The organism is Pseudomonas sp. ok266 (genome assembly GCF_900110195.1).
GTDB lineage: Bacteria > Pseudomonadota > Gammaproteobacteria > Pseudomonadales > Pseudomonadaceae > Aquipseudomonas > Aquipseudomonas neuropathica.
Genome location: NZ_FOCU01000012.1, coordinates 126,712 through 138,722, shown reverse-complemented (window position 1 = coordinate 138,722; position 12,011 = coordinate 126,712). Strand labels below are relative to the sequence as shown.

Here is a 12,011-nt window from a genome sequence, read left to right as displayed (position 1 = left end):
TTAGAGGAAGAAATCCAGGCGGAAGTAGATCGGTGCTTCACGCTCGGTCAGCGCATCCGGGCGTTCCAGGGAATGAGCAAACGTCACCCCGGCGGACAGGTATTTGCCACGGGCAAACAGGTCCAGCGAGTTGCTCGACATGCGCCCGTGCTGATCGCCGTTGTAGCGACCGTTCTGGATCACACCCTGGTCGTAACCGAGGCTGGTGCCGTATTCGGAGAACACCGGTTGCAGCCATTCGATGGTCACCGGGCGCGACCAGCGCAGATCGTTGCGCCAGTAACCACCGCTGTCGCCCGACAGCGACTGATCCTTGTAACCACGAATCGACGACGAGCCACCAAGGCTGGTGCGTTGCGGGCTGAACAACACATCTTCACTGCGCTGGCCGGTCATCAGGCTGCTGAAGCTGAACGACTCGCCCCACAACTTGAACGGCTGCAGGTAGCTCAGGGTGGCGGTGTATTTGCGGTAGCGTGCATTTGGCTCACCCGGGCCCGGATCGTGACTGCCCTGCGCGTCGAAGGCGCCAATGCCTTCTTGCATGCCCGCGTCAAAGTTGACGAAAGCACTGCCGACCCGACGACCGTGGTTGAAGCCAAACTGCGCTTCGCTAATGCGGTTGCTGCTCAGTTTGAGTTTGCTGTCTTCGATGAAGTTGTTGGTGCGCAGGTACGACAGACCGGCGCTGAGCGAGGTCTTGCTGACGGCGTCGCGGTGGATCACCCGCTCGGCGCGCAACTGATGGTTTTCGCTGTCGCCGGTCTGCTTGAAGTTGTAGAGGTTGGCGGCGATTTGCGAGCGGTATTCGCTCTGGCTGTAGGTGTAGCTGAAGGTCCACCAGCCCCACGGCAAGCTGTAGTTGAGCATGGCGTTACGCGAGGTGTGCTGATGATCGGACATCGCATCGTGACCGCCGCGCAGGCTCAACTGATCAGCCAGACCGAGCGGGCTGTCCCAATCAAACGTGGTGCCCCATTGCTGTTCGCCGGTGCTGCGCTGGCCGTCGTTGTTGCGCGACAGCCCGACTCGCCATGGCTTTTGCGGGGTGTTGGTGACCAGCACTTCGCTGCCACCTACATTCTGGCCGGGCGCCAGCTCCATTTTTGCCTGATTCGATGGCAGGCGGTTGAGCTGATCAACCATTTGCTCGATCTCGCGCAGGTTGACCAGGTCACCGGTTTTGCCGGGAAAGGCCATGGCCAGTTCGCGCTCCGAGAGCTGGCTGTTTTCCGCGCCCTTCATGCCTTCAAGTTTGCCTTCGACCACCAGCACTTGCAGATGCCCGGTGGACAGATCTTGCTGCGGCAAGTAGGCGCGGCTGGTGACCAGGCCTTTCTCGATGTAGTGATCGGTGATGACCTTTAGCAGCTCGTTGAGCTGCGGCACGCCCAGGCATTCGCCGATGTAGGGTTTGAGCAGGCGAGTCTTGTCGCGCTCGGAAAGGCTGTCGGCGCCCTTGAGCTCGATGTCTTTGATCGGGAAACAGCGAGTATCGGTGGGGGCTGCCGGTTGCGCAGGTCTGGCATCTTTGCCGGGCAGATCCTTGAGTTCTTCAAGGCGCCGCTGCTGCTCTTCGAGCAGGCGGTTCTGGCGATCACGGATGAGGTCGGTGTCGCCGGGTGTAGGGGCGGCAACGGCAATCTGGAGTGGAGACAGGCACAGCAACGCTACGCACAACCTCGCCACGAGGGCGGGTGAGGACATGTTCGATCCCTCGATACGAAAGTGACATCAAAATAGTGGCGCGATATTAGATGGCCATCATTTTGACGTCAAACTATCGTTTAAACCTTTTGTCGGGTTTGTATCGAAAAATGTACGACGGGGTTCGGTGCAGCGAGGGCCCGTTTGCATTGATCTGGCGGCAGCCCCGCCTTTCAGTGTTCAACACCCAGTCGCGTCGCGACCTCCTCCGGCGCCAGCGCGCGACCATCGGCCGCGATCAATTCCAGCTTGCGAATCGGCTGACGATTCTTCGCATCGACCATCACCGAACCCGGCTCACCCGGCGCGTACATGAATTCACCGCCCCACTGCGACAGCGCGACGATCACGGTCTGCAAGGCTTTGCCGCGCTCAGTCAGCACGTATTCCTTATAAGCCCCGCCGTCGGCGGCTGGCAGCGCTTGCAGAATCCCCTGCTCCACCAGACCTTTGAGGCGGGCGCTAAGCATGTTCTTGGCGATATCCAGACTCTTTTGAAAATCATTGAAACGCCGGATGCCATCCAGCGCATCACGAATGATCAGCAACGACCACCAGTCACCGATCAGGTCCAGCGTGCGGGCAATCGGGCAGGCATTGCCCTGCAGACTTTTGCGTTTCACGTAAACGTACTCCCTCGATTCAGTGGGCGACCGGGCGGCCTTGAGTTGCATCATACAACTCTGGCGCGGATCCACGACCGAGCCGACCTAAAACCAGCACCTGCATACAAGTAGCCGGATCGCTTTGCGTTGATAGTGAATGTCGCCATTTCGGCATCACTCGCGATCCCTGACGCAGGAGTTTCCATGAGCACCTTCACCACGCAAGACGGTACCGAGATTTACTACAAGGATTGGGGCAGCGGTAAACCTGTGCTGTTCAGCCACGGCTGGCCGCTGGATGCCGACATGTGGGAATACCAGATGGAATACCTGAGCAGCCGTGGCTATCGCACCATTGCCTTTGATCGTCGCGGTTTCGGCCGTTCCGATCAGCCGTGGACCGGATATGACTACGACACCTTCGCCGATGACATCGCGCAGCTGATCAACCATTTGGACCTGCGTGACGTGACGCTGGTGGGCTTTTCCATGGGCGGCGGCGATGTCAGCCGTTACATCGCCCGTCATGGCAGCGAGCGCGTTGCCGGTCTGGTGTTGTTGGGCGCAGTGACACCGCTGTTCGGCAAGAAAGCCGACTTCCCGCAAGGCGTCGATACTTCAGTGTTTGACGGCATCAAGGCCGGCCTGCTGCAGGATCGTGCGCAGTTCATCGCCGACTTCGCCGCGCCGTTCTACGGCACCAACCAAGGCCAGAAAGTCTCTGACGGCGTGCTCACGCAAACGCTGAATATCGCCTTGCTGGCCTCGCTCAAAGGCACCGTGGATTGCGTGACCGCGTTCTCGGAAACCGACTTCCGCCCGGACATGGCGAAAATCGATGTACCGACGCTGGTGATCCATGGCGACGGCGATCAGATCGTGCCGTTCGAAACCACCGGCAAACAGGCTGCCGCACAAATCAAAGGCGCCGAGTTGAAGGTTTACGCCGGGGCGCCGCATGGCTTTGCGGTGACGCATGCGCAGGCCTTGAACGAGGACTTGCTGGCGTTCCTCAAGCGCTGAAAACTCAGCGCAGCAAAGTCCGTCAACATCCGTTTGACGGACTTTGTGCTCCCCTCAGTCTCAGCTAAGTTTCCCTCGTTAATGTCTCTCCTGCGCACCTTCAGCGCTGCTCAGGAGAGGCCCCCGCCCATGAATTCCGCGAAAGCCGGATGGCTCAACAAAGTACCCGAGGTCACCCTGGCCTTCTGGGTGATCAAGATTCTGTCGACGACCGTCGGTGAAACCGGTGCGGACTTTCTCGCCGTGGACGTCGGTTTTGGTGCCGGCCCGACCAGCCTCGGCATGGCGTTGCTGCTGGGCGGCGCGCTGTTCCTGCAAATGCGCAAAGTCACCTACACGCCGTGGATCTATTGGCTGACCGTGGTGCTGGTGAGCATCGTCGGCACGCAGATCACCGACATCATGACTGACATGCTCGATATCAGTCTGTACGTCAGCACCGCGGTGTTTTCAGTGCTGCTGGCGATCAATTTCGTGCTCTGGTATCGGGTCGAACACAGTCTGTCGATCCGTGAAATCAACACCCCGCGCCGGGAGCTTTCCTACTGGACCACGGTGCTCTGCACGTTCGCCCTCGGCACCGCCGCCGGTGACCTGGCCACCGAAGCACTGGGCCTGGGCTTCACCCTTGGCGCGGTGATTTTCGGCGCGTTGATTGCCGCCACCCTGATCGCCTGGCGCATGGGGGCCAATGTGGTGTTGACCTTCTGGGTCGCCTACATCCTGACCCGTCCGTTCGGCGCGTCTCTGGGCGATCTGCTGACCCAAGCGAAAACCTACGGCGGTCTCGGCATGGGCGCGGCCTGGACCAGTGCGATTTTTCTGACCGTCATCGTTCTGCTCGTGGCTGTCGCACAAATCAGCGTCGGCACCCGCAAATCCCTTACTCAGTAACCTTCAATATCTATTCGAGGAATCATCATGCGTCCCTTTCAAAATACCATTCGTCACATTGCCATCGTCACCTCGATCTTTCTGCTGGGCATCGCCGCCGGCTGCTCGAAACCGGCGGACAAACCGGCGGGCGGTGCCGCCACGACGTCAATGAGCGCGCCGACGCAATCAGGCTCGAAGCTCGGCGACCTGAGCGAGTTCCGCAGCATCGCCGCCGACGTCGCCGCCCTCGTCGATAAAAACGACCTGCCCGGCGCCAAGGCACGCATCAAGGATCTGGAATCGGCCTGGGACTCCGCCGAAGCCGGGATCAAGCCACGAGCAGCAAGCGACTGGCACGTGCTAGACAAAGCCATCGACCGAGCACTCGACGCCCTGCGTGCCAGCTCGCCGAAGCAGAGCGACTGCAAAGCGGCGATCGACGACGTGCTCAAGGCATTCGATTCGATGAAAGGTCAATCATGACCATGCGCTGAGCGGGTGGCGGACAAACGCCGGCTCAGGTGCTTCAATACAGGCGCGACGGTCTCGACCGTGGCGCCTTTTTTTGCGGAGCGAGACATGCGGATATTGCTGGTCGAAGACGACCCGATGATTGGTGATGCGATACACGGCGCACTGGACGATGCGAGCTACGCCACCGACTGGGTGAAAAACGGCCTCACCGCCCTCGCGGCGCTGGATACACAAGCCTACGACATGGTGCTGCTCGACCTCGGCCTGCCCGGCAAGGATGGCCTCGATGTGCTCGACAGCATTCGCGCGTGCAACAATCCTGTGCCGCTGTTGATCATCACCGCCCGCGATGGTCTTGATGACCGCCTGCGCGGACTGGATGGCGGTGCCGACGACTTCCTGCTCAAACCTTTTGCCATGGCCGAACTGCTCGCGCGCATGCGAGCGGTGTTACGGCGCAAGGGCGGCAGCGCGCAGTCGGTGCTGGACAACGGCGTGGTGTCGCTGGACTTGCTATCCAAACAAGCGCGCACCGCCGAGGCGGACGAGGTGCAACTTTCCGCCCGTGAATTTGCCCTGCTGCAAGCCCTGCTGATCCGGCCGGGGGCGATTCTGTCGCGCAGCGAACTGGAGGATCGAATCTATGGCTGGGGCAATGAAGTGGAAAGCAACGCGGTGGAGTTTCTGATCCATGCATTGCGGCGAAAACTGGGTAACCACGTGGTCAAGAACGTCAGGGGAATGGGATGGATGGTTTCAAAAAGCGTCTGAACGATTCGGTTCAGCTGCGATTGTCGGTGACGCTGTCCGTTGCCATCCTGATTGTTGCGGTGCTGGCCGGGGTATTTGCGTTTTTTTCCGCGCTTGACGAAGCCCACGAAATGCAGGACGCACACTTGCAGCAGGTGGCCATACTGTTTGACCGCCAGCAGATGACCCTGCGCTATCCCGCTGCCGAGCCGTTGGCGGGTGACGATGAGGAATCACGCGTCATCATCCAGTACCTTGCCGACGGTCGCCTGGCGCACGGCAACGACGACAACGCCATTCCGCTGCCCTTTCCCGCCACCCTTGCCGATGGCTTGTCGACCGTGAACATTGCCGGTGAAGATTTCCGCGCGATGGTCAGAACCACCGCCCGTGGCGAGCGCATTGTCGTTGCTCAGGAAACCGGCATTCGTAACCGCGAGGCACGGGAAAGTGCCTGGCGAAGCCTGTTGCCGTTTTTGATTCTGTTTGCCGTATTGCTATTGGTCGTGGGCGATCTGGTGCGCAAGCTATTCCGACCGATCGCCGCCCTCTCCGATGAGATCGACCAGCGTGACCAGCAAGCGCTGCACCCTATCGACGAACAACATCTGCCCAGCGAAATCCGCCCTTTCGTGGTAGCCATCAACCGCTTGCTGGGACGGGTCGCGACGTCGATGGAAAGCCAACGCCGCTTCGTCGCTGACGCCGCGCACGAACTGCGTTCTCCGATGACCGCGTTGTCGTTGCAGGCCGAGCGACTGGCGACCAGCGACATGCCGACAGCGGCTCGCGAGCGCTTGCTGCCACTGACTCAGGGCATTGAACGCAGCCGCCAACTGATCGATCAACTGCTGGCATTGGCGGCAGCGCAGTCGAGCCTGGAGCGGCCACAGACACGCATGTCGGTGCATGCAGTGTTTCGCCGAGTGCTTGAAGACTCAATGCCGTTGGCCGAACGCAAAAACATCGACATCGGCGTAGAAAGTGTTGAAGACGTGCAGGTCTTGATCAATGACATGGACCTGACGATGCTGATCCGCAATCTGCTCGACAATGCAATCCGCTATACCCCTGAGGGCGGCCAGATCGATTTGTCGGTGACGTGCACCGCAGAGGCTGCGGTCGTGCAGATCAAGGACTCCGGACCAGGTATCAGCGCCGAAGAACAACAGCGTGTGTTCGATCCGTTTTATCGCAGTCTGGGCACCGAACAATCCGGCTCCGGGCTGGGTCTGTCCATCGTCAGGGCGATAGCCGAGCGCACTGGCGCTGAAATTCGTTTGAGTTTTACCGATGAAAGCAACCGGCGCGGGCTGTGCGTGACGGTCCACTTCAAACGCGCCTCGAAAACCATCACGTCGTTTTGACATTTTTTTCCCAATTCGCTTCGTAGGGTGCGTTATTCGACTAATCAGGAACCCGCTCATGACCTCTTCCGCCCCTGACGAAATGGACGAAGACATCCTTACCCAAGCCGCCGATTGGTGCATGCGCTTGCACGACGATCATTGCCCGTCTGATGATCGCCGGGAATTTCAGGACTGGATCCAGCTCGACCCGCGCCACGCTTTTGAATACGCAAAAATGCTCGAAATCTGGGATCTCAGCGGCCAATTGCCGGAAGAACCCGGGACGGCGAAAAAGCTCCTGACCGGTGATGCATCGATGCACAAAGGCAGTCGCGAAATGTAGGGACAGGTTTTGCCCCTCCTACTCCCCTTCATAGCGTTCAACCCACCGTATTCAAAGGCTTTCGCCCCTCTGCATCAGAATTTTATCTTCACATCCCAGCTTAATAATATTTTACCGATACCCCCCTCCTCCCTAGTCTGACCTCAAGCCAAACGGACAAGCCAACAGCGGCCCGAATCCCACTGCCTTGCTAGGAAGGATGTAGAGATGACCCCTGAAATAATAAAAACAGACACGCTGATCGTGGGTGCCGGCCAAGCGGGCGTGGCGATGAGCGAGCACCTGAGCAAACTCGGTGTGCCGCACCTCGTGCTGGAGCGCAATCGCATTGCCGAACGCTGGCGCACCGGGCGCTGGGACTCGCTGGTGGCCAACGGCCCGGCGTGGCACGACCGCTTTCCCGGCCTGGAATTCGATGACGTCGATCCCGACGGTTTCGCCCCGAAAGAACGTGTAGCTGACTACTTCGAAGCCTACGCAAAGAAATTCAATGCACCGGTCCGTACCGGCGTTGAGGTGAAAAGCGTGGTACGCAATGTCGGCCGCCCGGGTTTCACTGTCGAGACCTCCGAAGGCGTGATCGAAGCCAGTCGCGTCGTCGCCGCTACCGGACCATTTCAGAAACCGGTGATCCCGGCGATTGCCCCGCAAGACGAACGTCTGTTGCAGATCCACTCCGCAGATTATCGCAACCCGCAGCAACTGCCGGCAGGCGCAGTGCTGGTGGTCGGTGCCGGTTCTTCCGGCGTGCAGATCGCCGATGAGCTGCAACGTTCCGGCAAACAGGTTTACCTGTCGGTCGGCGCCCATGACCGCCCGCCTCGCGCTTATCGCAACCGCGATTTCTGCTGGTGGCTCGGCGTGCTCGGCGAGTGGGACCAAGCGGCGATGAAGCCGGGGCGCGAGCACGTGACCATCGCGGTCAGCGGTGCCCATGGCGGTCGCACCATCGATTTCCGTGGTCTGGCCCATCGCGGTATGACCCTGGTCGGCGTCACCGAATCGTTCAATAACGGCGTGGTGACCTTTAAGCAGGACCTGGTCGGCAACCTCACTCGCGGCGACGAGAATTATCTGGCGCTGCTGGATGCCGCCGATGCCTACATCGAGCGCAACGGCCTCGATCTGCCGGAAGAACCGGAAGCGCGCGAAACCTATCCCGACCCTGAGTGCGTGAAAAATCCATTGGCCGATCTGGATCTGGCCGAGGCCGGCGTCACTTCGATCATCTGGGCCACCGGGTTCGCCGTGGATTACTCGTGGCTGCAGGTCGCGGCGTTCGATGACAAGGGCAAGCCTGTGCATCAGCGCGGCGTGTCGAGTGAGCCGGGGGTGTATTTCCTCGGTCTGCCGTGGCAGTCGCGCCGGGGTTCGTCATTTATCTGGGGGGTTTGGCACGACGCCAAACACGTCGCCGACCACATCGCCACCCAGCGCAAGTACCTCGACTACCGCGATGCCGAACAGCGCGAGGCCGAGTTGCACCAGAACAGCCACAGCAAAGCCGCCGACACCGTCGACGCTTGACAGCCCTTTACGCCCCGGCGCCGATTGCGCCGGGCATACCTTCTTCAGGAGCTTTCCATGAGCCAGCCCACCCACACTCGCATTCGCATGTTCAACACCAAGGACACCTACCCGAACCAGACGCTGGACAATGACCTGTGCCAGGCCGTGCGCGCCGGCAACACGGTGTATGTACGCGGTCAGGTCGGCACGGATTTCGACGGCAATCTGGTCGGCCTCGGAGATCCACGCGCGCAGGCTGAACAGGCCATGCGCAACGTCAAGCAACTGCTCGAAGAAGCCGGCAGCGACATGAGCCATATCGTCAAGACCACCACGTACCTGATCGACCCGCGTTATCGCGAGGCGGTGTATGGCGAAGTCGGCAAGTGGCTTAAAGGCGTGTTCCCGATCTCCACCGGACTGGTGGTGTCGGCGTTGGGGCAGCCGCAGTGGTTGATGGAGATTGATGTGATTGCGGTGATTCCTGAGTAAGGCATCACACCGAGTCGCGGCCTTCGCGAGCAAGCTCGCTCCCACAGGGGAATGTATTTCAACGTAGGAGAGAGCCTGCTCGCGATGAGGCCAGTCCAGACACACAAGGAGTTCAATAGATGACCTTTTCAATCGCAGCCCGCTGCGCCGAAACCGGCCAGTTCGGTGTCGCCATCAGTTCCTCCAGCATCGCCGTCGGCGCCCGCTGCCCGTGGCTGCTGCCGGGTGTTGGCGCGGTGTCGAGCCAGAACATCACCCTGCCGTCTCTCGGCCCGGAAGTCCTTGCGCTGATGGAGCAAGGTCTAGCGCCGGACGATGCGCTGGACAAAGTCCTCACGCGCAACGGCTACAGTCAGTACCGGCAGATCACCGCGATCAACCACCTCGGCCAGACCGCACATTTCAGCGGTGCGCAAACCCTCGGCGTGCACAATGCCGTGAGCGGCGAACAATGCGTCGCCGCTGGCAACATGCTCGCCGGGCGTTCGGTGATCGAAGCCATGGTCAGCGCCTTCGAGGATGGCGAAGGGCAACTCGCTGATCGTCTGCTCAAGGCCCTGCACGCCGCGCAAGCCCTCGGTGGTGAAGCCGGCCCGGTGCATTCGGCCGCTGTCGTGGTGGTCGGCGAGCAGACCTGGCCGATCGTCAATCTACGCGTGGATTGGGCTGATGAAGACCCGATCGGCGAGTTGCAAACTCTCTGGGATGCCTATGCGCCGCAGCTTCAGGATTACATCGACCGCGCCCTCGATCCGGCCAAGGCACCGGGTTATGGCGTGGCCGGTGATGACCGATGAACAGCGTCGAGTTGCTCAAGACGTTGGTGGGTTTCGATACCACCAGCCGTGAATCCAACTTGCAGCTGATCGAATTCGTCCGCGATTACCTCGAAGGTCTCGACGTGCCATGCGCGCTGATCTACAACGATGAGCGCAGCAAAGCCAACCTGTTCGCCACGATCGGCCCGGTGGATCAACCGGGCATTGTGCTGTCCGGGCACACCGATGTGGTGCCGGTCGATGGCCAGCCGTGGACGCTGCCGCCGTTCGAACTGACCGAGCGCGACGGCAAAGTGTTCGGCCGTGGCACGGCGGACATGAAGGGCTACATCGCCTGTGTGCTCGCCCTGGTGCCGTCACTGGTTAAAACGCCGCTGCGCATGCCGGTGCACATTGCTTTGTCCTATGACGAAGAAGTCGGCTGCCTCGGCGTGCGTTCGTTGCTCAAGGTTTTGCAGCAACACCCGATCAAGCCATTGCTGTGCATCATCGGCGAACCGACCGAATTGAAACCGGTGCTCGGCCACAAGGGCAAACTGGCAATGCGCTGCGATGTGCAGGGCCATCCGTGCCATTCGGCCTATGCACCGCTCGGGGTCAACGCGATTGAATACGCCGCCGAACTGATCGGCGAACTGGGTCGCCTCGGTCAGCAACTGAAAGCGCCGGAGCATCACGATGCGCGCTTCGATCCGCCCTACAGCACGGTGCAGACCGGTGTGATCAGCGGCGGCAAGGCCTTGAACATCGTGCCGGCCGATTGCCGTTTCGATTTCGAGATCCGCGCCCTGCCCTCGCAGGATCCGGCGCTCGTTGCCGAAGCGCTGCAAGCCTACGCCGAACGCGAAGTGCTGCCACGTATGCGCGCGGTCAGTGCGCAGAGTGATATTCGCTTCAGCGCCTTATCGGCGTATCCGGGGCTGGCCACCGATGCGCAAAGCCAGGCCGCCGAGTTGATCTCTGCGTTCTGCGGTTCAACGGATTTCGGCACCGTGGCCTTCGGCACTGAAGGCGGGTTGTTTGATGCGGTGGGCATTCCCACGGTGGTCTGCGGTCCAGGCAGCATGGATCAGGGTCACAAGCCCGATGAGTTTGTCAGCCTCGATCAGTTGCAGGCGTGCGATCAGATGCTTCAGCGCATGCTTGCGTTTATCAGTGATTGAACCCCGGCCCGACCGCCCTCACGGGTGCACTCGGGCCAGTTCTTCGCGGCAATGATCGACAAACAACTGCGCCGGTTTGGTCAGTTGCACCCGCCGCAGCCAGGCCGCCGACAATCCCGAACCGGTGACGTTTTCCACCAGCGGCACGCACACCACTTGCTGGCCGTCGTAGGTGTAGTCGCTGAACGGTTTGGTCACCAGAATCGAAAAGCCGAAACCGTTACCGACCATACCGCGCACCATCTCGATCGACGGTGAGCTGAAGACGATGTTCGGCGTCAGTCCGCGTTCCTCGAAGATGCTCACGAAATAGGTGCGGCTCGGCACCACGTCGAGCAGGATCATCGGTTCCAACACCAGATCATGCAGCGAGACTTTCGCCTGTTGCGCGAAGCGATGGCTGGCCGGCAGCAACGCATAAGGCTGTTGCGGCGGCATCAGCGGCGTGGTTTCGATGGTGCTGTCCAGGTCGTGCTCGAACATCATTGCCACGTCGATGCTGCCGGCGGTCAGGGCCTGCACCAACTCTTGTTGTTCGCCATCACGAATGCGGATTTCCACCCCCGGCCAGCGCGACTTGAAGCCGGCGATCAAACGCGGCAAGTACAGTGGTGCGACGGTTTCGAAACAGCCGATATCGATCTGCCCCGCGACCACGTCATTGTCAGCCAGCGCATTTTGTTCGAACTCGTGAGCCACCCGCAGCAACTCCAGCGCCTTGCGATAGAACCGCGAGCCACTGGGCGTCAGCGAGACGCCTTGGGCGTGATGGCGGATAAACAACTGCACGCCGAAGCTTTCTTCCAGATGCTTGATCGCGGTGGAGACCGACGGCTGCGCGATGTAGAGCTTGCGCGAGGCCTCGGCAACGCTGCCGCAGTCGGCGGTGGTGACGAAGTATTTGAGCTGGCGCAGGTTATAGGCGGCCATATGAGTCTCCC

At 60.5% G+C, this 12,011-nt stretch carries 13 protein-coding genes; 10 read left to right on the top strand and 3 right to left on the bottom strand.

Annotated elements, in window-relative coordinates:
- Positions 1-1,707 carry a ShlB/FhaC/HecB family hemolysin secretion/activation protein gene (locus tag BMY54_RS22325; protein ID WP_093437562.1) on the bottom strand — a complete coding sequence of 569 codons (1,707 nt, stop codon included), beginning with the start codon at positions 1,705-1,707 and terminating at the stop codon, positions 1-3.
- A 173-nt stretch (positions 1,708-1,880) separates the two neighbouring features.
- On the bottom strand, positions 1,881-2,330 hold the full coding sequence (locus tag BMY54_RS22320; RefSeq protein ID WP_093437557.1) for a winged helix-turn-helix transcriptional regulator: 450 nt from the start codon (positions 2,328-2,330) through the stop codon (positions 1,881-1,883).
- A 186-nt stretch (positions 2,331-2,516) separates the two neighbouring features.
- On the opposite strand from BMY54_RS22320, the gene BMY54_RS22315 reads away from it, so the two are divergent.
- The 10 genes from BMY54_RS22315 (at position 2,517) to argE (ending at position 11,070) form a co-directional block, all read left to right on the top strand.
- A complete protein-coding gene (locus BMY54_RS22315; protein ID WP_093437554.1) occupies positions 2,517-3,335 on the top strand; it encodes an alpha/beta fold hydrolase in 819 nt (272 codons plus the stop codon).
- Positions 3,336-3,464: 129 nt separating this feature from the next.
- Positions 3,465-4,229 (top strand): COG4705 family protein, encoded by a 765-nt coding sequence (locus BMY54_RS22310; protein ID WP_093437549.1) that lies wholly within the window; start codon positions 3,465-3,467, stop codon positions 4,227-4,229.
- Between the two features lie 27 nt (positions 4,230-4,256).
- On the top strand, positions 4,257-4,694 hold the full coding sequence (locus tag BMY54_RS22305) for a hypothetical protein (RefSeq protein ID WP_016987063.1): 438 nt from the start codon (positions 4,257-4,259) through the stop codon (positions 4,692-4,694).
- A 96-nt stretch (positions 4,695-4,790) separates the two neighbouring features.
- Positions 4,791-5,456, top strand: a complete 666-nt coding sequence (locus BMY54_RS22300) for a response regulator (protein ID WP_016987062.1) — start codon at positions 4,791-4,793, stop codon at positions 5,454-5,456.
- Complete coding sequence (locus BMY54_RS22295) at positions 5,432-6,802, top strand: ATP-binding protein (protein WP_093437541.1); 1,371 nt, start codon at positions 5,432-5,434, stop codon at positions 6,800-6,802. Before BMY54_RS22300 ends, BMY54_RS22295 begins: the two co-directional genes overlap by 25 nt.
- Before the next feature lie 58 nt (positions 6,803-6,860).
- Complete coding sequence (locus BMY54_RS22290; protein ID WP_016983890.1) at positions 6,861-7,127, top strand: FecR/PupR family sigma factor regulator; 267 nt, start codon at positions 6,861-6,863, stop codon at positions 7,125-7,127.
- A 207-nt stretch (positions 7,128-7,334) separates the two neighbouring features.
- The gene (locus tag BMY54_RS22285) at positions 7,335-8,654 is read left to right on the top strand and encodes a flavin-containing monooxygenase (protein ID WP_093437537.1); all 1,320 of its coding nucleotides are present in this window, start codon (positions 7,335-7,337) and stop codon (positions 8,652-8,654) included.
- Between the two features lie 57 nt (positions 8,655-8,711).
- Positions 8,712-9,128, top strand: a complete 417-nt coding sequence (locus BMY54_RS22280; protein WP_007910844.1) for a RidA family protein — start codon at positions 8,712-8,714, stop codon at positions 9,126-9,128.
- Positions 9,129-9,247: 119 nt separating this feature from the next.
- Complete coding sequence (locus BMY54_RS22275) at positions 9,248-9,925, top strand: DUF1028 domain-containing protein (protein ID WP_093437533.1); 678 nt, start codon at positions 9,248-9,250, stop codon at positions 9,923-9,925.
- Positions 9,922-11,070 (top strand): acetylornithine deacetylase, encoded by a 1,149-nt coding sequence (gene argE / locus BMY54_RS22270; protein WP_093437528.1) that lies wholly within the window; start codon positions 9,922-9,924, stop codon positions 11,068-11,070. Before BMY54_RS22275 ends, argE begins: the two co-directional genes overlap by 4 nt.
- An 18-nt stretch (positions 11,071-11,088) precedes the next feature.
- Here the strand turns inward: argE and BMY54_RS22265 are convergent, their stop codons facing one another.
- On the bottom strand, positions 11,089-12,000 hold the full coding sequence (locus BMY54_RS22265; RefSeq protein ID WP_093437523.1) for a LysR family transcriptional regulator: 912 nt from the start codon (positions 11,998-12,000) through the stop codon (positions 11,089-11,091).
- Positions 12,001-12,011: the final 11 nt, after the last annotated feature.